Source organism: Herbaspirillum sp. ST 5-3, assembly GCF_004804275.1.
Classification (GTDB): domain Bacteria; phylum Pseudomonadota; class Gammaproteobacteria; order Burkholderiales; family Burkholderiaceae_D; genus Noviherbaspirillum.
In genome coordinates, this window is record NZ_STGI01000009.1 from 1 (window position 1) to 23,231 (window position 23,231).

A 23,231-nucleotide genomic window follows, 5' to 3' on the forward strand; every position below is an offset into this window, starting at 1 on the left:
GCAAGCGTCGGCAAGACCGCCGTACATCCGGCCGTCGTCGGCGATGCAGTGCAAGTCGCCAGTGTCGGCAGCACCGCCGTGCAACCCGCCGTCGTCGGCGAGGCGGTGCAAGTCGCAAGCGTCGGCAAGACCGCCGTACATCCGGCCGTCGTCGGCGATGCAGTGCAAGTCGCCAGTGTCGGCAGCACCGCTGTGCAACCCGCCGTCGTCGGATCGGCCGTACATTGACTCAAGGTCGGAAGCACTGCACTGCAACCGGTGAGCGTTGGAGTGGCAATACATTGGCTCATGGTCGGCAGCACGACCGAACAGCCTGCCAGCGTCGGATCAGCCGTGCACTGGCTCAAGCTTGGCAGCACCACACTGCAGCCGGTCAGTGCGGGATCAGCGATACATTGGCTCATGGTCGGCAGTATCGCCGAGCAGCCCGATAGGTTCGGATTGGCCATGCAATCCGATAGCGTCGGGCCGGGCGGCGTATTCTGGTTGGGCATTTGCGTGATTGTCGAGCCAGCAACCGTACTGCCCGATGCGATATTGATGGCATCTCCGGCCACCAGCGTCACTGTACCTCCCGTTGAGACGGTCGCCCCGGCGGCTATGCTCAGCTTGTCGGTCGTCAGCCCGCTGGCGCCAGCCTCAAGCCGGATAGCACCCGAGGTCGACTGCACAGCGCCGTTGACGGTCAGCGGGCTGTGCGCTGTCAGCGTAATAGGTCCGCTTGCCGTAGACACGGTCTTTCCCGCCGTCACTGTCAGTGCGCCGTTGTTATTGATTGTGATTGCGCCGGCACCGCCTGCCGCGCTATGCACAACGTCGTCCAGTGTCAGCGGCAGCGAATTGGTGATTGCGATATCGCCGCTCGCCCCCGTATTCGTCGCGGCCAGCGTGCTCACGCTCGTTCCGAGCGTAATGCCGTTCGCAGCGGATGCAACGAGTACTCCACCGGCCACGTTCCCCGGCCCGCTGATCGCTCCCGCTGACGTCAGTTGTACGGTGCCCGTTCCGGCGTTGATGCCAGGCATGCTGTAGGTGTCACCCGCAACCGTGCCGCTTGCATTGAACACGGAAAGGTCTGCGCCGTTGGAAAAGGAGAAGCTGCCTCCGTCGGTCTTGCCTGCCAGATTCGTCACGGCGTTGCCGCTATTGGTAAGCGAAACCACGCCGGTACCGCGGGCGCGCACACCAAGATCCTGGACGTTGATCGCTGTGCCGCCGGCCTGGCTCACACCGCCGCCACTTAGCAAGCCGATTCGCGTCGTCGCTGCATTGCGATCGGTCGCAGTGTTGCCGCCGACCGTGATGCCAGCGACGTAAATATCGCCCGGCGGATTAACCGTATCCTCGGTGCCGATACCAACCATCGGCGTGACGAGCTTGTAGAGATTCGTGAGCGTCAGGCAGCCGCCGTTGAACGTGGCATTGCAGGATAAGGAGCCGACGGTGATCGGGCGGCCGGAAGAATAAGGACGTATCTGCACGCTGCTCGCAGTCACTGAATTGTTCAGCGTGATGCCGTCGGTTTTGAAACCCACCGCACCGGTTCCCGCGGCAATTGCCTGGCTGACGGTAACAGCAGCGTCCGCGACGCTCGTTTCGAGGTCGAGCGTTGTGTTGTTGGTATTGATGCCATTGATCGGGTTGCCTGCCACGCCGGTCAGCGACGCAATGTCGAGACTGGATGCCGTGCCGACCATCGATTTTCCGATACCGGCGCTGTTGGTATTCAGATTGACGGCGAGCTTGCCGAAATTGTTGTTGGTATTGAGCAGCTTGACGTCTCCGGCCGCTTCCAGCACCAGCCCGCCGCCGTTGGCCCAGACTGCATTCGGATGGGCGAAATCGCCATTGGAAATCGCCGCCTGCGAAATGCCGGCGGTATCGGATTTCAGTTTGATGGTGCCGGTATTCTGCGACACCGTGATGCCGCTTTGGGCATGCACCGTGTCGACCGCTATCTGGTTCAGCGAGCGGTATATGAAATCGCCGGTCGTCGCCGTGCCGGCGATGATGCCGACATTGTTCGACTCCGGCAGGTTGACGCTCGCGCCTTTCACGGAAAGGCTGCTCACGCTGTCGATTGTCGCTCCGACAGCTTGTGTGACATTGCCTGTTGCAACGAGATCGAGCACGGGCGCGCCCATGGTGGTGAGCGCACTCGAGACGTTGATGCCTGTGCCGCCAGCACCGGTGCTGTCAATGCGCAGGATCCCGGCATGAATCGCGCCGAGTTCGGCGGTGGAAAGCTCAAGCTTCGGATTGGTATCGACAGCGCTGCCGAGATCAATATCGCTGTCGCTGCTGAGCAGCACAAAACCGGTGCCGCTTCCGGAGTTGATCGTCGGCGTACCGCTGTCGACGAGATTCATCTTCTGCGCCGTCAGGAAAATCGGGCCGGCGGCCGTGATATTGCCGCTGTTCGTGAATTTACCGACCGGCGCCGATACCGTGATGTCGCCGGACGACGCAAGCGTATTGCTGTTCAGGATATCGCCTGTGGTCGCAGTCATTTGAAGCGACGAGGTGACGTTGATCGCGCCGCTATTCGTCAACGTCCCGTGTCCGGCGGTCAGAATTGCCTGGTTGCCGGAGAGCGTCGCGCTATTCGTCAGGCCGCCTGTGTCGCCGCTCAGGGACACCACGCCACCAGCGGTCACTTGCCCGCTATTGGACAGCGTATTGTTGGTCGATATCAGGGATACGTTGGTACCGGCATTGATCGCCGCGGTATTGCTGACCGTGCCGGAAGTCGAATACAAGCCGACAGCTCCGCTGACTGAGGTGAGCGCGCCTGTGTTGGAAACCGCACCGGACGCAGAGGAAATCGTCAGTGCGGAATCGGTCGTGATCTGAGCGTTGTTCGTCACCGTGCCCGAAGTCGATGCAATGCTGATCGCCGGCGCCTTGATGACATTGCCGCCGGCGGTCGTGACCGCGCCGTCCACGGATAGCAGGGACAGGCTGCCAGTCAGGTTACCGGGCGTCTTGAGATCCAGGGAACCTGCCGTATCCAGAGTGGTTGTGCCCGCTCCCTGTATCAGCAGCTGTCCGCTGGTGGCAACGTTCGCCAGCTCCGAAGTGCTCAGTTCGAGCAGGCCCGCAGTGGTATTGGCACTGTTGGCGCCGCTGCCGATCTTGATCGCTGACGCCGCGCTTGGCATCAGCGTCACATTGCCGGCGCCGGCATTGATCGCGCCTAGCATCTGGATATGGTCGGCGTTTATGTTAATGGCACCGCCACCACTGTTGATCTGCGTGACTGCTGCGATACCGATCTTCGCGTCGGGATTCGAGGAATAGAGAGAAATCGCGCCGCCGTTCGAGCTTATCTCCGGTGTGGACGATGCGTAGACGTTGATGCCGCTTAATCCATTCAGATAGATTGCCCCGTTAGTGCTGTTGATGGGAGCATGCACGTTCAGCGAATGTCCGACATTTGTCTCGATGGAGATGGCACCGCCGGAAGCGAGATTATTCACGCCATAGCCGACAGAGCCGATATCGGCGATCGATAAGTCTGTATTGCTGTTGCTGATCTTGATGTCACCGGAGGCGCTGTTGAATGCATTGAGCGAATTCACTTGCGTTTGCACGCTGCCACCGCCGCCGTCGGTGATGTCCGTTGTCGCAGACATTTTTAGCGCGTTCGCGACAAGGCTGGTGCCGCTGTAAACATGGATCGAACCTGCAGTCGACGTCAGGTTGATCTGGCCGGTGCCGGCGTTCAGAGTTCCGCCATCATCTTCGATATTACCGGCGGAGGTGACCGTGATATTGCCGCCTTGCGATGCAATCGGCCCGCTCCAGATATTGATCGTGTTGCCTGCAAGGTTGACAGCCCCGCCGTTCGACGAGATCGCATTATTGATGGTCAGTGCGCCTGTTCCGCTCGCAGGCCCGCCCGCATCGTTCGCGGACAAGGTAATCGCGCCGCCGTTGGTGGCAATACTGCCGTTGACGGTGAGGTTGTTTCCGGCCTGCGCCGTGAGGCTGACAGTATTCGCCGTGATGTTGACTGGATCGGTAAATGTGATGTCATGCGTTGCCTGCAATACCACATTGGCATTCGCAGCTGAGATGGTATCCGAACTGACCTTTGTCCCCCCCGGGGTGTCCGCAAACGCATCGAAGTCGGTCAATGTCGTGCTTCCGCCATTCGCAGTGGTCGTCACCTCGATGTCCGTCGGATCAAGAAGCCAGCTTCCGGCGCGCCCCATTGTCGCTCTGGTGTCGACGCGCGCATTCGCGACGTCAAGATAACTTCCCGATGTCTCGACAAGTCCGCCGTTGCCGCCCTTTTCACCCCCACGGGCACTGATTGCCCCATGCATGCGCGTCGCCTCGTCCGACCATACGATAACCTTCCCACCGTCACCGCTCCCTGTCGCATCGGCCCTGATTTCTGCGTCAATCCCTACATAAGTTCGCTTCGCATTGGGAACAGACGAATTGCTGCCATGATAGTCGCCGCCCACCAGGACAGTGCCGCCACCGGTCTTGCCGCTCGCATCGACACGCGCGCCGCCGGCCAGCCCGACCCGATCGCCAAGAACGTCGATCTCGCCACCGCGTCCCTCGCCGGTGGCCGTCGTCACGCTGCCCGTATCCAGAATGGTGTCGCGGCTCGCCTTGAACACGATCTTGCCGTTCTCGCCCACCACCGCGCTGTTGGCATTGACGATGCCGCGTTGATGAATCAGCGCGCCGTAGATGCCGGTCTTGCCGCCTTGCGCGATGATCTGGCCGAGGTTGATCGCTTCGTTCTCGGGTGCGCTGAGCACGACATGCAGAGCCGGGTTGGCACTGTCGACGAGTTGTACCGTATGGCCGGCTGCCAGCAGCACTTCACCCTTGGGCGACGTAATGATGCCGCTGTTTTCCACGTTCGGCGCAATCAGCAGCACCTGTCCGCCGCTTGGCGTGGTGATGGCGCCCTGGTTCTGAATCCGGCCGGCGGTGCTGCCCGCCTGGAAGTTCATGCGGCCCAGCAGAAAGTCTTCGTTACTGAGGTGCAGTGTGGACGCGATAAGGCCGTTGACGTCGACTTGCGCGCCCTGTCCGAACAGGATGCCATTCGGATTGATCAGAAATACCTTGCCGTTCGACTGCAGTGCGCCGAGGATCGCGGAGGGATCGCCGCCGGTCACGCGATTCAGCACGGCGCTGTCGGGATTTTGCTGGAGAAAACGGGTGAGCTCGCCCGGGTTGATCGAAAAATTCTGCCAGTTGATGATCGCGCCGGGCGTATTCGTGATGGACAGGGTGTTGCCCTGCGAGACGAAGCTCGCCTGGCCGTTGACGACTTGCGGGCCTAGCGGATTGGCGAGGATGTTACCGGCAAAACAACCGGCGATCAGCAGTGGCAGTGCGCGACGGCGCAGATTTGCTGCATGTCCTGCAGCACGATGTTGACGCTTCGTGATGTTCATGTTGTCCCCTGCTAATACGACAATGCGATCTTGACGTGCAGTCGCCTGTCGCCCTTGCTCCGTGTGTTCCCGGCGTCGATGACCTGGCCATAGTCCAGCTGCAGCGCCATGGTCTTGCCGGCGTTGAGCCGCAGGCCCAGCCCGGCGCTTCCGATCGAGACCGTCGCCGGTGCGATGCCGTTGTTTCTGAGTTGCGCCGTGTCGTAGAACGCCAGCATGCGGCATTGCGCCCACGCATCCTGACTGCCTGCACACAGTTCTGGTGTGTACACTTCGGCGCTTGCCATGTGGCCGATGTCGTTGGACGCATCGCGTTCAGTGAAGCCCCGCACCGAGCTGGCGCCGCCTGCGCCGAACTGTTCACCGGGGATGAGGACGTCGTTCGTGTATTGACCCGACAGGGACACGTGCAATTGCCAGGCCGCGGGCAATACCCGGCTGTAGTCGGCGCTGTAGCGCAATATGCGATAGGCGTCCTCGGCACCGGGGCGTGCAGCGTTGAAGTCGCTGCTGCCACCTTTGCCGCCGCCGGGGATATTGCGCAATGCCGTGAGGTTGAAGTTGACCGCGTTTTCCGCCCCGCTCCAGCTGCCGACGTAGGCAACGCTGAGCGGGTGGACCGTGACGTCGTTGCCCAGTTGCGCCCCCTGCAGCAACACGCTGTTATTGAAGGCCTTGTGGTCGATCCCGTAGATGAACCTGGAGTCGTAGTCACCCTTGCGTCGCAAAACCTGGTTGTAGCGCCCGCCGACGACCGTGCCGCGCCCGCTCACCTGCAGGTTGACGATACCGGCCAACACCGAGCCGGAATCGACATTCGAATAGCTGCCGAACAGATCGATCGAATCGCCCAAGGCATACAGGGGAATGTGATAACCCACGCCATACACGCCGATCTTGCTCGGATGCTCCAGCGTTGTCGTGTACTGCAGGCTCAGCACCTGGTCGCGATCGGCGATGTTGGCGTGCTGGTATTGCAGTGTCAGTTGCGATTCGCCGGTATTCTTGTTGCCGCTGTTGTCCAGGCTGGCCGAAAGTTTCCACGGCTTGTCGTCGGTTACCTTCAGCGTGGCGTCGATGTCCTCGTCGCCACTTTGCAATTGCAGCGCGGTTTTCTTGGCGGGATTTTCGTTGGCAAGTCTGAGGCTGGCCGACACCTGACCGATGTTTGGCGTCCGGCCTTCCACCAGGCCGGGCAGGCTGTTGCGAATATTGGCTTCGCTGAAATGCTGATTGCCTTCAACGCGGACCTTGCCGAGCCGGGTTTCCACCACCTGCAGCTTGACCACGCCCTGGTTGAGCTCCTGCTCTGGCAAGGCAACCTGTACTACATTGAAGCCGAGCCGGTGATATTCCGCTTCCAGCGCTTCCAGCGCCATCTGCACATGCCCGAAGTTGCGATCCTTGCCTGCGAAAGGTGCGACGGCACGTTCGACCGCCTGCGTGGTGAGCAAGGTATTGCCGCTGACCTCGAAACGCTTGATCTCGAAACGGCCGACCTCGTCCGGCGCATCCGCTGCCGCAACGGGAAACACCGATACGGCAAACGCCGCACCGACCAGCAGGCGCGAAACATGATTTCTCATAGGTGATCACTCTAGGGGGTGGTGCTGTATTTTTTATCGCCGCCGGGCTTCCCCGATATCGGCCTTTTCTGTTGATGAACTATAACGCATGACATTGATAGTTCTCAAAATTGTTGCTTTTTTTTCAGCAAAATTTCCGGGCATTTTGCTCACAGCGCACAACTCCGCAAATGCATCCGGAGCGATGGCGCTTTCAGTCGCGTCGCACGGGGTGAAAGCGGCATTCGCGTTGAACCGCGCCTGCCGTCGCAAGTCATATAAGCAACCGGCGGCTCATGGCCGTACCGTTTGGCTGTTTCCGGAACGATGGAAAGCGCAGACGGTGAATTGCGTCGGGTCATCCCGCGCGTTTTCGCTTGTCGCTCCATGAAGGGCCAGGGGATGAGGCTGATCAGCAAGTTCATTGCGCAGGTGGGCATCCGGCCGCGGCCCGATTGGGCCGCCGTCGGCACCTACCTCATGCGCTTCGTGATTGCAGCGGGCGCATATTTCCTCCTTGCCCGGCTCTCCGTGCATTTCGCTTTCCTTCCCGAGCTCACCAGCCCGTTCTGGCCGCCGTCCGCGATCGCTTTGTACGCCTGTCTTGCATGGGGCATGCGCTACGCGCCGGCGATTTGGTTCGGGTCGATGCTCAACACCTACGCCATCGGCGCGCCCTGGCCGGCCGCGTCCATCTTCGGCATCAGTTCCGCGCTGGAAGCCTGCATGGCGGCCTATCTTATCCAGCGTTTGTGCCGCAACCGCTCCGATTTCATCTACCGCGGACCGATCTTCCGTTTCATCGGCATCGCGTTGCTGAGCGCGATGATCGGTGCCTCGATCGGAACGATCGGCATCCGCATTGCCAGCCATCCCTCGACGTCCGCCCTGTTGCAAAGCTGGGTGACCTGGTGGCTGGGCGATGCAACCGGCATGATCATCGTGCTGCCGCTGCTGCTCGCATGGAACATCCGCGTCGGCGTCAATTGGCGCGCATCCAAAATTGCGGAAGCCGTCGCATTTTTGATCCTGTTACCAACTATTACTCAGTTCGTCTTTGGCGGATTTCTCGGACGCTGGCCGGTCGCTTATCTCTCCATTCCTTTTTTCCTGTGGGCCGCCTTCAGATTCAACCTGCCGACCGTCACCTGGACGACTGTCGTTGTATGCGCCATCGCCGTCTGGAACACTGCGAACGGGGACGGACCATTTGCAAGCGACGACCTGAACGCCTCGCTGCTGCTGCTCATGATTTATTTCAGCGTGGTCGCCACCATGAGCCTTGCTCTTGCCAGCGAGATTTATCAACGCAGCCTGGTTGAAACTGCGCTGCGCAAGGAACGTGATGGCATGGAGCAGCAGGTGCGCCAGCGCACCACGGATTTGCAGACGGAGATCGAGGAGCGCAAGCACTTCGAACAGGAACTTGCATCGCGCGAGCGCCAATTGGCCGAGGCACAGCGTGTGGCGCAGATCGGCAGCTGGAACTGGGACATCGAATCGGGCGTGGTGACCTGGTCGGACCAGCTTTACAGGATCTACGACGTGAGCAAGGAAAGCTTCATCGTCTCGCCGGCGAGCTGCCAGCCCCACATCCACAGCGACGACCTTGCCCCGTTGAAGCGTGTCATCGATCAATGCCTCGAAACCGGGCAGCCATTCAGCGTCGACTACCGCATCGTGCTGCAAGACGGATCGCTGCGCTATGTCACGGCGCGCGGCCAGGGCGACAGGAATGGCGGCAACCGCGTTGTGCGCATGTTCGGCACCGTGCAGGATGTCACCGATGCCAGGCTCGCCGAGTCCTCGCTGCGCGAAGCCGAAGAGCGCTATCGCAAGGTGGTCGAATTGTCGCCGGATGCCATTCTGGTCCAACAGGATGGCGTATTCGTCTTCGCCAACGGGGCCGCGATGACACTGCTGGGCGCAAGCAGCGCCAGCCAGATTGTCGGCAGGCCGCTGGCCGATTTCCTGCACGCCGATTTCCATGCCTTGAAGCAGGAGCGCATCGCGCGCTTGCAGGAAGGCGAAACCTTCTCATCGCTCGACGAAAAGTTCATCCGTCTGGACGGCACCTCAGTCGATGTCGAAGTCAATTCCTCGCCTTTTCTGAATCGAAGTCGCCGCGCATCGCTATTCATCATGCGAGACATAACAGAGCGCAAGAAAACCGCCGAGCAATTAGCCTATCTCGCGCATTACGATTCGCTCACCGGTTTGCCCAACCGCATGCTGTTTCACCAAAGGCTGGAGCATGCGCTCACCATCGCCGAGCGCCCCGGCCGATCGTTGGAGCTGCTGTTTCTCGATCTCGATCGCTTCAAGAATATCAACGACACGCTCGGCCACGGCGCGGGCGACCGCGTGCTGCAGGAAACCGCGTCCCGGCTCCAAGACATCCTGCGCGAATCGGACACGGTGGCCCGGCTCGGCGGCGACGAATTTGTGGTGCTGGTGGAAAACGTCGATGAGCCGCATCGCGGCGGCACCATCGCCGAGAAAATCCTGGCTGCCTTCGCCCCACCCTTTTTACACGAATCCACCCCGCTCAACATCACCACCAGCATCGGCATCAGCAGCTTTCCCGACGATGGCACCGACGCCGATACGCTGCTGAAAAATGCCGACGTCGCGATGTACCGCGCCAAGGAAATGGGACGCAACAATTTCTGCTATTACTCGCCCGAACTGAACCGCCATACCACCGAGCGTCTATCGCTCGAATACGCGCTCAGCCATGCGCTCGAACAAGGGCAACTCAGCTTGTACTACCAGCCTAAAGTTGATGTCGTCAGCAAGCTGATCACCGGTATGGAAGCGCTGCTGCGCTGGCGGCACCCCACGCTCGGCATGGTGCCGACGCATCAATTCATTCCGGTCGCCGAAGACACCGGCCTGATCAAGCCGCTCGGCTACTGGGCGATCCGCGCGGCATGCAAGCAAAACAAGCATTGGCAGGACACCAGCCCGGCGCGCCTGAAGGTTTCGGTGAATCTGTCCGCGCGCCAGCTTGCCGACGAAAAGCTGGTCGAAAACATCGCGGAAATACTGCGCGACACGGAACTCGATCCGCACTATCTGGAACTGGAAATTTCCGAAAGCGCGGTGATGGCCAATCCGGAAAAAGCAGTCAACATCCTCAATGCGCTGCGCGACATCGGCGTCAGCATCGTGATCGACGATTTCGGGATCGGCTATTCGTCGCTCGCCTATCTCAAGCAGTTTCCGATTCGCTCGGTCAAGATCGACCGCTCATTCATGCAAGGCATTCCCGCCAATCGTGACGATTCGGCTGTCGCCAGGGCCATCATCAGTCTCGCGCACGGCCTCGACTGCAGCGTGATTGCACAGGGCGCGGAGACGCAGCAGCAGTATGACTTCCTGCGCGAGCATGCATGCGACAGCGTGCAGGGTTTCTATTTCAGCGAGCCGATTCCTGCGGAGAGTTTCGCCGACCTGATCAAGGTGCAATCCAATCTGCACCTGCATTGAAAGCATACCGAACAGCTTCTCAGGCGCGCCGCCAGACGATCAGCCTGTTGTGCGCCGGCATTTCATAGTCCCGTTTCAATGCCAGTCCGTGCCCGGTTGCCATGCGATCGACTTCCTCGAAGTCGCGGATACCCATATGCTCTGCCTGCGCCTTCAGCGACGCATCGAAAACGGCATTGCTTTCGCTGGTGAATTGTCCGCCATAGTTGAAGGGGCCGTAGACGCAGGCCAGTCCGCCCGGGCGCAAGACGCGTGCGATGCCGGCAAACATCGCGCACACCTCCTCCCACGCCATGATGTGGCAGGTATTGGCGGTGAACACCGCGTCGTACTGCTCCTGCGGCCAATGGTCCGCCGAGGAGGTATCGAGTGTCAAGGGCGGCAGCACATTAGGCAGCCCGGCCTCGTTCATCCAGGCATGGATGCTCGCATGATTCTGCGGGAGATCGCTGGTCTGCCAGGTGACATGCGGCAGATGCGCGCCGAAATAGACTGCGTGCTGCCCGGTCCCGCTGCCGATTTCCAGCACGCGCGCTGGATGGGGCAGCAACTCGCTCAGCACCGCAAGAATAGGTTGGCTGTTACGCTCGCACGCGGCGGAGAATTGTTTAGTCATGGCAAATAGATGGCGTAGTAGGTCTGCAGTCCGTTCAACAAGGCATGTCTTCTCCGCTCGCATGTGAGACGCGAACGTGGCTTTTCGCGCTCAGCCGGCATCGTCCGTCGTCCCCAGCATCCGCGCCACCCGCGATCGCATTCGCTCCACATGCGACCCTTCCCAATATACCCGCGAACACCCCTGGCACTCGAAGAAGCGCTCATAAAACTCCCGGCTGTGCAGCGGCACGCGGTGCCCGACGACTTCCTTGTCGACCTGTTTCAGTTCGCCGCCGCAGGTGAGGCAGCGACTGAACGCGCGCGCGGATTGGGTGAGATCGTAGCGACTGATGACTTCCATGACCTGCGCGTCGCTGGACGTCGAATGCAGATAGCAGCCGCGCACGATTTCCTTCCTGATCAGCAGATCGCGATCGCGCGTGAGCACGATGCGGTCTTCGTCCGCGGCAACGCGTGCGACTTCCGCATCACTGTAGTCGTTGCGGTACAGGACATCAAAGCCGAGCATGCGCAGATTTTTCGCCAACTGGCCCAAGTGCGCATCGGCGATGAACCGGACCATGCCGTTGGTCGTCGGCCGCAGCCGAACAAGCGGCGTGACATCAATCGAGGAAAAGCTCGGGTAAACGCTGACATGTTCCCCGTCATGCAAGCGCCAGGAAAAATCCACTGATACACCGTCGACCAGGATGAGTTCAACCTCGGTATGCGGAACGCCGAGGACTTCGATCATGTGCTTGACGCTCGCATCGCGCGAGAGCGGGTAAGGAAAGGTTTGCTGCCGCTGCCATGGCGCCAGGAAGTCATTCAGTTCTGCATAGAAGCGAAAATGCGCGGTCGCCACGATGGTCGTTGCCTGCCTTACGATTTACCGTTGAGGATGCCGGCCCTGCCTTGCGCATGCCCCGGCGGTGCGCTCGGGGCGAAAGCGCCGCCGATGATTCCGAGAAAATCGAGCAGCGTATCGAACATGATGGTCATCAGGTAATACGCGTAATCCATGACGCACCTTGCATCCGATTCCATCTGCGTTGCGGCCAGCGAAACGAGATGCTGCGCATCCTTCGAGGTCGCCAGTTTCCGCGCCGCAAAATTCACCTGTTCCAGCGCGAGTCTCGCCAGATTCAGATGCAGATCGGCCATCTTTTTCACGCCGTCCATCGCCTTGTCCGCCAGCAGGCCACCGGACTCGATCTTTGCCTGGGCCGCTCTTGAAACCTGCTCTTGAATCGATTGCATGCACTCCTCCATGGAACGGCTGCATTTCATTCTATGTGAGGCTTGAGTGAAATCAAGGGAAGAAGCCCGCATGGTTTGCTTCAGTTCTGCCGCGCGGCCGAGATCGTTTGATGCGCATCAAGCTTACGCGCGCGCATGTCTGTTTTTCGTCTTTCGGCCGGTCTAAATGCAAGGCTTGTCATGCGCGATTTCGCCCGCGTCAACAAGGAATTCACCATGTCATATAAAACCATTCTGGTGCACGTCGATGAATCCACCCGCGCCAGCGAACGGATCAAGATCGCGTCGGCCATCGCGATGACCGAGAACGCTCACCTGATCGGCACCGCCATGACCGGCGCCTCCCGCTATCTGGTGCAGACCATGATGCTGGCGGATACGAATCCGAACCTGCGCACGCATCTCGACTTGTTGCGCGCACGTGCCGAGCGCGGCCTGGACGATTTCGAAAACTGTGTCCGGCGCCTCGGCCTGCCTTCGTTCGAGAAGCGCCTGGTGGACGACGAGGCGGGTGCAGGCGTTTGCCTGCAGGCGCGCTACGCGGACCTCGTCGTGATCGGACAAAACGATCCCGGCGAAGTGTCGCCGGTCGTGATGCCGGACTTCCCGCAATACGTGGTGCTCAATTCCGGCCGCCCGGTGCTCCTGGTGCCGTATGCCGGCCGCTTCGACAACATCGGCAATCACGTCCTTATTGCCTGGGACGCCAGCATGGCGGCAACGCGTGCCGTGAGCGGCGCCATTCCCTTGCTCAGGCGCGCGCAGGTGGTCGAGGTCGTCGTCTTCAATCCGCAACTGCAGCCGCAGGCGCATGGTGCAATGCCCGGCTCGGACCTGGCCTTGTACCTGGCCCGTCACGGCATCAAGGTCGAGGTGTCGCAACAGCAGACCGATCTGGAAATCGGGGATGCCTTGCTGTCGCAAGCTGCCGACATGGATATCGATCTCATCATCATGGGCGGCTACGGCCATGCCAGATTCCGGGAAATCCTGCTTGGCGGCGCAACCCGCGCGGTGCTGGAAACCATGACCGTGCCGGTCCTGATGTCGCATTGATTCCCGCAGGAAGCGCGGCACGACGCCGCAACGCCCTCGGCTTGACATTCCTCACTGCGCGTGCGGCGAATGGCGGGAAAGTAATCGCATTCCATTCTATTCAAGGCTAGGAATATCCTCATGGAAAACTTCGGCGGCATCGACGGCACACTGCTTGCCCGAATCCAGTTCGCATTCACGGTCAGCTTCCATATCGTCTTCCCCGCGTTCTCGATCGGCCTCTCGGCATTCATCGCCACGCTGGAAGTGTTGTGGCTGCGCCGGGGCGAAGCGCACTATCATCTGCTGGCCCGCTTCTGGACCAAGATCTTCGCCGTGTCGTTTGCGATGGGCGTGGTGTCGGGCATCGTGCTGACTTACCAGTTCGGCACCAACTGGAGCCGCTTCTCCGAGGTGGTCGGCAACGTCGTCGGGCCACTGATCGGCTACGAGGTGCTGACCGCGTTCTTCCTCGAGGCCAGCTTCCTTGGCGTGATGCTGTTCGGCTGGAATCGCGTGCCGCCCTGGCTGCATACGCTGGCTTCGATCATCGTTGCCTTCGGCACCGCGCTGTCGGGATTCTGGATTCTTTCGGCCAATAGCTGGATGCAGACACCGGCCGGCTTTGCCATGCGCGACGGGATCGCCTATCCGGTTGCATGGTCGCAGATCATCTTCAATCCGAGCTTCCCCTACCGCTTCGCGCACATGATGATCGCCACCTACCTCACCACGTCCCTGGTCGTGCTGGCGGCAGGCGCACGCTACATCCTCGCCGGCCGCTTCGAGCGTGAAGCGCGCACCATGGTGCGCATGGGACTGGGCATGGTCATTGTGCTTGCGCCGTTGCAGGTGCTCGTCGGCGACGTCCACGGCCTGAACACGCTCAAGCACCAACCGTCGAAAATTGCCGCCATCGAGGCGCATTGGGATGGCAGCAAGCCGGCCGGACTGGTGCTGTTCGCCTGGCCCGACATGCAAGCGGAACGCAACTTCGCGGAAGTCACGATTCCGAATGCCGGCAGCCTGATCCTCACGCATGATCCGCAAGGGCTCTTTCCGGGCTTGCTCGACTTCACGCCGGAGAACCGGCCACCGGTGGTGCCGGTCTTCTTTTCGTTTCGCTTGATGGTCGGGCTCGGCGTCCTGATGCTGTTAATCGGCGTGATCGGAGCCGTGCTGTGGCTGCGCAAGCGTCTGTTCATCACGCCGTGGTTCCTCAGACCGGTCGGTCGCTGCTGGCCGCTCGGATTCATCGCCATCATCGCCGGCTGGGTAGTGACCGAGTCCGGCCGCCAGCCGTGGGTGGCCTTCGGGATTCTGCGCACCGCGGACGCCACCTCGCCGGTGTCCGGCTCGACGGTAGCGATATCGCTTGCACTGTTCGTGCTGGTGTATTGCGTGGTGTTTTCGATCGGCATTGTGTACATCCACCGCATGCTGAGAAAAGGCCCGCAACCGGTGTCGCCCGGCCCGGAAGCCCTTCCCAACCGTCCGCTGTCGGCGGCACAGCACGGCGCAGGAGACACTCCATGAGCACACTCGAATACACGCTGCCGGTGATCTGGGCATTGGTGATTGGCCTGGCGGTTGCCCTCTATGTCGTGCTCGACGGCTTCGACCTCGGCATCGGCATCCTGTTTCCATTCTTTAAAACCGAAGCGCAGCGCGACCAAGCGATGAATACCGTCGCCCCTTTCTGGGATGGCAATGAAACCTGGCTGGTGATGGGCGGCGGCGGGTTGTGGGTCGCATTTCCCAAGGCGTATGCGGTGCTGATGCCGGCGGTGTATCTGCCTATCATCGTCATGCTGCTTGCGCTGATTTTCCGCGGCGTCGCTTTCGAGTTCCGCTGGATTGCGAAACCGCGCCATCGCAAGTGGGACCTGGCATTCGCTGCCGGTTCGACGCTGGCGGCATTCGCGCAAGGCGTGGTGCTGGGCGCCTTGCTGCAGGAAATCCATGTCGCGAACGGCCAGTTTGCCGGCGGCGCGCTCGACTGGCTCACGCCATTCAGCCTCATGTGCGGCGTTGCGCTGGTGGTTGGCTATGCGCTGCTCGGTGCGACCTGGCTGATGATGAAGGCCGGCGGCGAGGTCGAGCAGATTGCACGACGCGTCGGAATGCCGCTGCTGCTCGGCTTGCTCGCATTCATCGCCATCGTCAGCGTGTGGACGCCCTTGCAGATCGAGCGCATCGCGGAGCGCTGGTTCAGGCTTCCCGATTTCTATTGGCTGGCGCTGCTGCCGCTGGCGACGCTCCTGCTCGCCTGGCTTTGCTGGCGCGGCATCCAGAACAATCGCGCCATCTTGCCATTCGCATCGGCGGTCGGCCTGTTCATGCTCGCCTACGCCGGTCTGGTGATTTCCAACGCACCTTATCTGATACCGCCTTCCATCACGCTGTGGGATGCCGCCGCGCATCCGTCCTCGCAGGTTTTCCTGCTGATCGGCGCGGTCATCCTCCTGCCGATGATTATCGGCTACACGGTCTTCGTATTCTGGGTGTTCCGCGGCAAGGTGCAGCCGGGCGAGGGTTATCACTAAGGCCGCCGATAATAAAAACGGCTGCATGAAGCAGCCGTTTTTATTTCCGTTTATATCGTCACGCTGGCATCAAAACTCTTCCCAATCGCTTTCATCGCCGGAGCGCAGGCCGGCAATGCGCTTCGTGCCGCTGGCGGCCGGCGCCGCTTTCGCGGGCGCTTTCAGTGCCGTTTTCCTCGCAAGCGGAATCACGCTGCCCGCCGCCGCCTTCCGCGGTGCACTCGGTGCAGCAGGCGCAGCCGAAGCGACCTGCATGTTGCCGAGCTTGAACACGCTCACCACGTGCGCAAGATTGTCTGCCTGTTCATGCAGGGACTCGGCAGCAGCGGCCGCCTCTTCCACCAGTGCCGCATTTTGCTGTGTGCCTTCATCCATTTGCGCGATCGCCTTGTTCACCTGCTGAATGCCATCCGTCTGCTCTTTGCTCGCGGTCGAGATTTCGCTCATGATGTCGGTCACGCGCTTGACGCTGTCGACAATCTCCTGCATGGTCGCGCCCGCCTGATCGACCAGCTTGGCGCCCACCCCGACCTTCTCGACGGAATCGTCGATCAGGGCCTTGATTTCCTTCGCAGCCGCCGCCGAGCGTTGCGCCAGCTGCCGCACTTCGGTCGCCACCACGGCAAAACCCTTGCCTTGTTCACCCGCACGTGCCGCTTCCACCGCGGCGTTCAGCGCCAGGATATTGGTCTGGAATGCAATGCCGTCGATCACGCCGATGATGTCGGCGATCTTCTTGGCCGATTCGTTGATCGAGCCCATGGTATCGACCACCTGCGAGACCACCGCACCGCCCTTGACGGCGACTTCGGAGGCCGACATCGCGAGCTGGTTGGCCTGATAGGCGCTATCGGCATTCTGCTTGACCGTGCCGGTCAGTTGCTCCATCGAGGATGCGGTTTCTTCCAAGGCGCTCGCCTGCGTCTCGGTGCGCTCCGACAGATCGAGGTTGCCGGAAGCGATCTGGCTCGATGCGGTCGCGATGGTTTCCGTACCGCCGCGCACTTCGCTCACGATCCTGACCAGGCTTTCATTCATTTCCTTGAGCGCCTGCAGCAGCTGGCCGGTTTCATCGATGGTCGTGACGTCGATGCGCCTGGTCAAGTCGCCCGCGGCAACGCTGCGCGCGACATTGACCGCATCCGCCAGCGGCTTGGCGATCGCGCGCACCAGCCAGATGCAAATCACGGTAGCAAGAAGGACGGCGAAGGCCATGCCGCCGATACAGCTCACGCGCACCCAGAAGTAAATGGTCTGATTCTTTTCGTATTCTTTCTTTGCAGTGTCTTCCTGATAATGCATCAGCCTGCTGACGGCCTCGGACACCGGGAGGAACAATTCATTCATCGGCCCGCGCATGATGCGGCCGGCCCCCTGCACGTCGTTGGCGCGCAGCGCCGCCACCGCCGGCTTCAAGCCCTCGGCGACAAACTTGCCGCGGCTTGCGACGAACTTGTCGGCGAGTTCCTTTTCCTGGGGAGACATGGTGCTGGCCGTGCCGGCGACGAAGCTGTCCCACCGGGCATTGATCTCTGCAATGCGCTTGTCGACTGCATCCATTTCCTTGGCAACGGCTGCCGGTTCATCCGTCAACGCCTGCGCGATGGCAATCTGATTCCGGTCGATCAGGCGGACAATGTCGTCCAGTTGCTCCATTGGAACCAGGCGTTGCTTGAAATTGGTCTTGAGGCCTTCATTGGCCATATAGAGGCTGGAGAGGCCGATCACTGCGCCAATGATGCAATTCAGGGACAGAAAGGCGACCACAAAGATCAGACGTGACTTGATCGTGAGATTTCTGAGCATGTTGTACCTTCGGGCTGGATATATATTTCTGTCAAATGCAGACATTCGCGATGCGCCTGCAAGTTAAATCGGCCAAACATTTCCTTGGAAAAATATTGATTCCAATCAACTACAGAATATTAGCACCGAACAATTAAATCCATGACGCCAGTCAGGAAAATTTGATATGGAAGCATAAGTAAACGGCCTACAGATACTTTGTGGGGCCAATTTATGCGCTGCGGAAGCGCCGGGAAGCCGGCAACGCCAGTCCTCTCCTCCGCCCCGGCAGGCAAACAGCTGCCACGGCGGGCGTCGTTGCATGCGAACGACACCGGCCTTGTCAAAATTTGAATGAATGCGCGACGTCCCCGCGGCGGCGCCGGCCGCCTCAGAATGAAGCGGAGCGGGCGACCAGATAGAGGGTGGCGGCCAACGAGGAGACTGGCGAGGGTGATGAGCGATGAAGAGCGCAGCCGACCCACCCGGAAGGGCTGCGGACGGGTCGATTGCGTCAGCTCTTCCGCGTTCTGTTGCAGAAGGCAGAGCACGCCTCCTGGCTCCGCGCAGGAACCAGGAAGCGCATTTCTACCGACATCCGAGGGAATTTCCTGCGGAGTATCAGGATTTCGGCTCGGACGGAGTTTGATCCTCAGTGAAAGTGCGTAGGCTGACCTCCGCCAGCCGGGGCAACCTCGGTCGGCTTCGGTTTGCCTTGGGCGTCGCTCAGGCGGTACTTGGTGCGGCGATCGCCCATCAAATCGCGCAGTTCGCGAATGCTCATGCCGGTGGTCTCATGCATGCGGATCAGCAAGGATGCGCCGATCGGCAGTCTCCGGTGCCGGATCTTGCTGATGACCGGCGGGGCGACTTCGAGCATGCGCGAGAGGGCTGCATCGTTCTTCAAATTCATTTTTTCGAGCAGCGTGTCCAGCAATCGGTTCGGATCATAAGTTTCCTGCCCGGATAGCGCGTGTTCGGTCATGATTGGCTCCTGAAATATATAAAAAACATCGTACTTAGGTGTAACAAATGACACCTTGACCTCAATTAAGTTTCCCGCCGCATCAGAAATTGTTCACAAATTGTTACGATAGCCCTAGTCGAGGCCGGATTTCCGCCGAGCCAAGCCGTGTGTTGGCTTGCAGCAAGCATCGCTTGAGCTCTGCCACGGCGTGTCTGCCTCCCTGATCCGGCGAATTCTTCCCGGCGTCTTCCGCCGATGAAACTTGCCAGCCATGTTGTCTATCCATCATGCAAAGCAATAGTGGGCTGTTATTTGCGGCCTATCAACTTCCCGGTTCGTTCACTTTGCGCAACTCCGACTCTTTGCATCGCGCTGTATTGTTTTCAAAGCCGCTTGGAACATTTACAAGAAAGCATTGCCAAAACGTCGTGACCTCCATCTTTTAGCGCGCCCAGTCACGGGCACAGGATTTGCACCTCCCCTCGCAGCACCAAAGAAGCATTCTTTACTTGTGAAAAAGGAGATTGTCATGAATTGGGATACCGTTGCAGGCAACTGGACACAGTTCAAAGGCAAGTTGAAAGAGCGCTGGGGCAAGCTGACCGACGATGAACTGGACGTGATCAACGGACAGCGCGATCAGCTCGTCGGAAAAATCCAGGAGGCATACGGCATCGGCAAGGATGAGGCCGAGCAGCAAATCCAGGGATTCGAGCGCACCCTGCACTGAGCATTGCACGCATCGGTTCTGATGCGCGCGCCATGACGCTTCCCCTCACCCTGTAGCAAACCGACGATGCATGCATTCTTGCCTGTGCACTGGCAGGTGCTTCCAACGCATTGCACACCGCCCGGTCTTCCATCAATCCGGCCAATCAGGATTGGCGGGCTCGCAACCCGCCTCCCACCGACAAGGACCAGCAATATGGGATTCGATGAAAAGGACACCGTGGTGATCTGCGTTTCGCCGGGCATCAAAGGTAAGTGGGATGTGTCGGAAAAGGGTTTCGAAGAGCCACTCGCGTCATTTGATGATAAGGAGGATGCCTATGCGTATGCCACGGAATTGATGAAATCAAAGGAAAACGCCACCGTTCTGGTCGAAGACGAGGATGGCTTCTCGCTGCTCCCGATACAGGGACAGGGCAGCGATGCCGGAGACGAATTGAACCGGCCGGGCGATGGTTGATCGCACAGCGCACGTTCCTTGCATTGGGTAGATCCGGTGGCTTCATGTGTGTAATGGCTCATTCGCTCCGGCACTACTCGAGGCAGCGTGGCCGGGACAGTAACGTGGTGGTCAGGCGGGAGATGCTGTGGCATTCGGGGCTGAAGAAACGAATCGCAGCGAATCGCGCGGACAAGTCGGGGATGAACCATTCCATACGCAGCCATGTCTATGAAATAGCCAGTCTGTCAACTTACTTAGGAGGTAAAAATGAATTTCATTATCTGGATCGTCGTCGGCGGTATTCTCGGGTGGCTCGCCAGCCTGGTGATGCGTACGGATGCGCAACAGGGCTTGTTGCTCAACATCGTGGTCGGTATCGTCGGAGCGTTGCTTGGCGGTTGGCTGCTTGCGCCGCTATTCGGCACCGGCACCATCAATCAGAATGACTTCAGCATTTCATCGTTGCTGGTATCGTTCCTCGGCGCCGTTGTCTTGCTTGCCGTCGTCAATCTACTGCGTCGCGGCACGCCGCGCTGACGGATCGGCTGCATGAGCCTGGTTGGGTGTCGAATCTACAGTGCAGGACTTCATCCCTGCTGGAGTCCTGCACTACGACACCTGCTCCCCTCCTGAAATTTCCCGCCTGCTCCCCTCCAGCCACGCAACCGCGCTGCAACAGCTTCTTGCCGGTATCAATAATCCGCGCGGATCTCTACAATGAATCCCCTGGGTTGATCAACTTGTCGTGGAGCGATGGCATGCATTATTTTCTGTTCTATGAAGTCAGCGACGATTATCTCGAACGCCGAGGTACGTTCCGCGCGGAGCACTTGAAGCTCGCCTGGCAGGCACATGAACGCGGCGAACTGGTTCTCGCCGGCGCACTGGCCGATCCGGTGGATACCGGAGTCCTGCTGTTTAAAAGCGACTCGGCGGAGGCGGTCGAGCGATTCGCTGCAGCCGATCCTTATGTGCAACATGGCTTGGTGAAGCGATGGTCGATACGGCCCTGGACGACAGTCGTCGGCGACGACGCAACCACGCCGGTAAGACCAGACGCCTGATCGATTCGTCAGCCAGGCACTCTCTGCTTGCTGACCAGGCTGCTCAGACCGAGTCGTCCTTTTTCAGCCCGGCGTCGTCCGGAGGACAGTCGGGCTGCGCTGGAGGCTGTGCCGCGTTGTGCTGCATTCGGCGGTCCGGCGTATCGCGTTGGGTGGCCCGTCTCTCGGCCATGCGCCGCTCCCTGAACTTGTTCAGGTCGTAACTTGCCGCCTCAAAAAGGTTCTCCGGTCTTGTCGTCATGCGTTGTCCAGAATTGTTCATGTGGAGAGAAATCTGGCGCAAGTGTAGGCCGTTCAAGGCGGGCAAGCTTGATCTGCCGCAAACATCCTTTCCGTGCGTCAGCTCGCCCGACGGAAATGGGCGAGGCGCTCAAGGCACTTATCCATTTTGCCTGGGTCACATTGACTGGCTGTGCCCGTCTGGCTTGATTGGCCGGCATTCAGAAGGTTGGCGGAAGTATGGAGATCGACATGGCAAATACGCTCATCAGGGTATTCGACAGCTTCTCGAACGCCGAAAACGCACGGAACCAGTTGCTTGATGCCGGCTTCAGCGCCGACAGCGTGCAGCTCGTTTCCCGGGACGACGAAGCGGGCGCGATGCGGGGTAATTTCTCGGTAGGCAATGCACCTTCGACGCGCGGCGGCATCAGCGGATTGTTTTCCGCATCCTCCACCACGCCCAACGACAGCTTCGACCAGACCTACGCGCGCGACTACGCCAACCCGGAAAAGTACAGCAACTACCTGCTGACTGTCGATGCCACCGACGACGAGCAGCAGGCGCGCGCCGCCGATATCATGCGGCGCTTCGGTGCGTCCGAAATCCAGGACCGCAAGCCGGGACGCTAATGGAGCTTGACCGGCGGGGTCAGCTTGGCGCGGATCCAGTGCGCAAGCGTCTGCGCCGCCATCCGGATGAAGCCATGCAGCGCCATGACATGCCTCTGGTACATCAGGCTGTACAGCACACGCGCGGACCATCCTCCGACCAGCATTTCTCGCCCCCTCAGACCGCCGATCAGGACACCGACTGCGGCAAATGGCCCAAGCGATACAAGCGATCCATAATCCCGGTACTGAAAGCCGGGCAGTATGCCGTCCTGCTGCCGCGACAGCACCTCGGCGAGGAACACCGCCTGCTGGTGCGCAACCTGCGCGCGTGGCGGCAGCGCCGTGCCGTTGACCGGGCACACATAGCTGGAACAGTCGCCAAGCGCAAACACCTTCGGATCGCCGACCGTCTGCAGACTGGGACTCACCGAGATCTGCTTCAGCCGGTTGACCGGCAGCCGGAGCGACAAGCACAGGTCGGGCGCTTCCACGCCAGCCGCCCACAGCGTGATATCGGACGCATGCCGGACACCGGCCGTGTCATGCACCGCATCGGCATCGACGCGCGCCACCGTCGTTGACGTACACACTTCGATACCCAGCGCGCGCAAATACCTTGCCGCCCTCTTCGACAGCCGCGGGTTGAGTTGCGGCAGCAAGCGATCGCCTCGTTCGATGATACGTATGCGCACATCCTGCGCCGGATCAAGCGAATGCACCTTGTATTGGGCCAACGTGCGCACTGTGTGGCACAACTCCGCCGCCAATTCGATACCGGTAGCACCGCCACCGACGATCACGATATTCACGCTTGCATGCGCACCTTCCATTCCGCGGCTGCTGGCTTGCATGCAGCTTGCCAGAAAACGCCGGCGGAACAATTCCGCGTCGTGCACGCTATCGAGCGTGAGCGAATGCTCGGCGGCACCCGGGATGCCGAAGAAATTGGTAATGGCGCCGCAGGCAAGTACCAGCCTGTCGTAGCGCAAGCTGCGCTGCGGCAGCACTTGCATGCCATCATCGGCATGGTATGCGCCGATCTCGATGGTGCGCGTGCCGCGGTCCACGCGCTGCACTTCGCCGTGTATGAACTCGAACCCATGCTCCGCGGCCTGCGCGGAATATTCGACCTGATGCACTTGCGGATCAAGCTTGCCGGACGCCACGGTATGCAGCAGCGGTTTCCAGAAATGCGTCGGCCAACGGTCCACCAGAACGATCCTGGCCCGCGCGCTCCTGCCGACACTGTCGCCCAGACGGGTAGCAAGCTCAAGTCCGCCCGCGCCTCCTCCCACGATGACAATAGTTTCCATTTCGCGCCTCCAGACTGATTGAAAATTCGGGTCATGACGACCTCGGCGTCGTGACTGTTTGCTAGCCGTCGCGAGCCCTCCTTGCTCGATGCAAGGAGCGCGCGCGCGTGATCGGAACGCCGGGCACCGCCGGCCCCGGCATCGGACTGCACAGCAGGAGTTTGATCAGCCTG

18 protein-coding genes are annotated in these 23,231 nt (G+C 60.3%); 9 read left to right on the forward strand and 9 right to left on the reverse strand.

The window, feature by feature from the left end; all coding sequences use genetic code 11:
- Together E6W33_RS17085 and E6W33_RS17090 are read right to left on the reverse strand one after the other, a co-directional pair.
- On the reverse strand, window positions 1-5,429 hold a 5,429-nt coding region (locus E6W33_RS17085; RefSeq protein WP_136418529.1), incomplete at its 3' end, for a filamentous hemagglutinin N-terminal domain-containing protein.
- 11 nt (window positions 5,430-5,440) lie between these two features.
- Window positions 5,441-7,015, reverse strand: a complete 1,575-nt coding sequence (locus tag E6W33_RS17090; protein WP_136418530.1) for a ShlB/FhaC/HecB family hemolysin secretion/activation protein — start codon at window positions 7,013-7,015, stop codon at window positions 5,441-5,443.
- A gap of 381 nt (window positions 7,016-7,396) precedes the next feature.
- On the opposite strand from E6W33_RS17090, the gene E6W33_RS17095 reads away from it, so the two are divergent.
- The gene (locus tag E6W33_RS17095; RefSeq protein WP_168798672.1) at window positions 7,397-10,486 is read left to right on the forward strand and encodes an EAL domain-containing protein; all 3,090 of its coding nucleotides are present in this window, start codon (window positions 7,397-7,399) and stop codon (window positions 10,484-10,486) included.
- A 19-nt stretch (window positions 10,487-10,505) separates the two neighbouring features.
- On the opposite strand, the gene E6W33_RS17100 is transcribed toward E6W33_RS17095, so the two are convergent.
- From E6W33_RS17100 to E6W33_RS17110, 3 genes are all read right to left on the reverse strand, one after another.
- Window positions 10,506-11,102 carry a DUF938 domain-containing protein gene (locus E6W33_RS17100; RefSeq protein WP_136418532.1) on the reverse strand — a complete coding sequence of 199 codons (597 nt, stop codon included), beginning with the start codon at window positions 11,100-11,102 and terminating at the stop codon, window positions 10,506-10,508.
- Between the two features lie 90 nt (window positions 11,103-11,192).
- Window positions 11,193-11,948 (reverse strand): DUF5615 family PIN-like protein, encoded by a 756-nt coding sequence (locus tag E6W33_RS17105; protein ID WP_136418533.1) that lies wholly within the window; start codon window positions 11,946-11,948, stop codon window positions 11,193-11,195.
- Between the two features lie 17 nt (window positions 11,949-11,965).
- A complete protein-coding gene (locus E6W33_RS17110; RefSeq protein ID WP_168798673.1) occupies window positions 11,966-12,343 on the reverse strand; it encodes a phasin family protein in 378 nt (125 codons plus the stop codon).
- 216 nt (window positions 12,344-12,559) lie between these two features.
- Between E6W33_RS17110 and E6W33_RS17115 the strand changes: the two genes are divergently transcribed.
- From E6W33_RS17115 to cydB, 3 genes are all read left to right on the forward strand, one after another.
- Entirely contained in the window at window positions 12,560-13,399 is an 840-nt protein-coding gene (locus E6W33_RS17115; RefSeq protein ID WP_136418743.1) for a universal stress protein, read from the forward strand.
- Between the two features lie 120 nt (window positions 13,400-13,519).
- Window positions 13,520-14,914, forward strand: coding sequence for a cytochrome ubiquinol oxidase subunit I (locus tag E6W33_RS17120; protein WP_136418535.1), 1,395 nt, complete (start codon window positions 13,520-13,522; stop codon window positions 14,912-14,914).
- On the forward strand, window positions 14,911-15,924 hold the full coding sequence (gene cydB, locus E6W33_RS17125) for a cytochrome d ubiquinol oxidase subunit II (protein WP_136418536.1): 1,014 nt from the start codon (window positions 14,911-14,913) through the stop codon (window positions 15,922-15,924). The genes E6W33_RS17120 and cydB overlap by 4 nt, the downstream gene beginning before the upstream one ends.
- Window positions 15,925-15,993: 69 nt before the next feature.
- Here the strand turns inward: cydB and E6W33_RS17130 are convergent, their stop codons facing one another.
- Window positions 15,994-17,730 (reverse strand): methyl-accepting chemotaxis protein, encoded by a 1,737-nt coding sequence (locus tag E6W33_RS17130; protein ID WP_136418537.1) that lies wholly within the window; start codon window positions 17,728-17,730, stop codon window positions 15,994-15,996.
- 631 nt (window positions 17,731-18,361) lie between these two features.
- Window positions 18,362-18,694, reverse strand: a complete 333-nt coding sequence (locus E6W33_RS17135; RefSeq protein WP_136418538.1) for a hypothetical protein — start codon at window positions 18,692-18,694, stop codon at window positions 18,362-18,364.
- A gap of 511 nt (window positions 18,695-19,205) precedes the next feature.
- Here E6W33_RS17135 and E6W33_RS17140 point away from each other — a divergent pair.
- The 4 genes from E6W33_RS17140 (at window position 19,206) to E6W33_RS17155 (ending at window position 20,911) form a co-directional block, all read left to right on the forward strand.
- Window positions 19,206-19,406: a CsbD family protein gene (locus E6W33_RS17140; protein ID WP_136418539.1), complete on the forward strand. Its 201-nt coding sequence runs from the start codon at window positions 19,206-19,208 to the stop codon at window positions 19,404-19,406.
- A gap of 195 nt (window positions 19,407-19,601) precedes the next feature.
- Entirely contained in the window at window positions 19,602-19,865 is a 264-nt protein-coding gene (locus E6W33_RS17145; protein ID WP_168798674.1) for a DUF2188 domain-containing protein, read from the forward strand.
- Between the two features lie 249 nt (window positions 19,866-20,114).
- Window positions 20,115-20,384 (forward strand): GlsB/YeaQ/YmgE family stress response membrane protein, encoded by a 270-nt coding sequence (locus E6W33_RS17150; RefSeq protein WP_136418541.1) that lies wholly within the window; start codon window positions 20,115-20,117, stop codon window positions 20,382-20,384.
- 221 nt (window positions 20,385-20,605) lie between these two features.
- Window positions 20,606-20,911: a YciI-like protein gene (locus tag E6W33_RS17155; protein WP_136418542.1), complete on the forward strand. Its 306-nt coding sequence runs from the start codon at window positions 20,606-20,608 to the stop codon at window positions 20,909-20,911.
- Window positions 20,912-20,954: 43 nt separating this feature from the next.
- Here the strand turns inward: E6W33_RS17155 and E6W33_RS17160 are convergent, their stop codons facing one another.
- Window positions 20,955-21,152, reverse strand: a complete 198-nt coding sequence (locus E6W33_RS17160) for a hypothetical protein (RefSeq protein WP_136418543.1) — start codon at window positions 21,150-21,152, stop codon at window positions 20,955-20,957.
- Window positions 21,153-21,382: 230 nt separating this feature from the next.
- Between E6W33_RS17160 and E6W33_RS17165 the strand changes: the two genes are divergently transcribed.
- Complete coding sequence (locus E6W33_RS17165) at window positions 21,383-21,763, forward strand: hypothetical protein (RefSeq protein ID WP_136418544.1); 381 nt, start codon at window positions 21,383-21,385, stop codon at window positions 21,761-21,763.
- Here E6W33_RS17165 and E6W33_RS17170 read toward each other — a convergent pair.
- Window positions 21,760-23,058 carry an NAD(P)/FAD-dependent oxidoreductase gene (locus tag E6W33_RS17170; RefSeq protein WP_136418545.1) on the reverse strand — a complete coding sequence of 433 codons (1,299 nt, stop codon included), beginning with the start codon at window positions 23,056-23,058 and terminating at the stop codon, window positions 21,760-21,762. The genes E6W33_RS17165 and E6W33_RS17170 overlap by 4 nt on opposite strands.
- Window positions 23,059-23,231 lie beyond the last annotated feature (173 nt).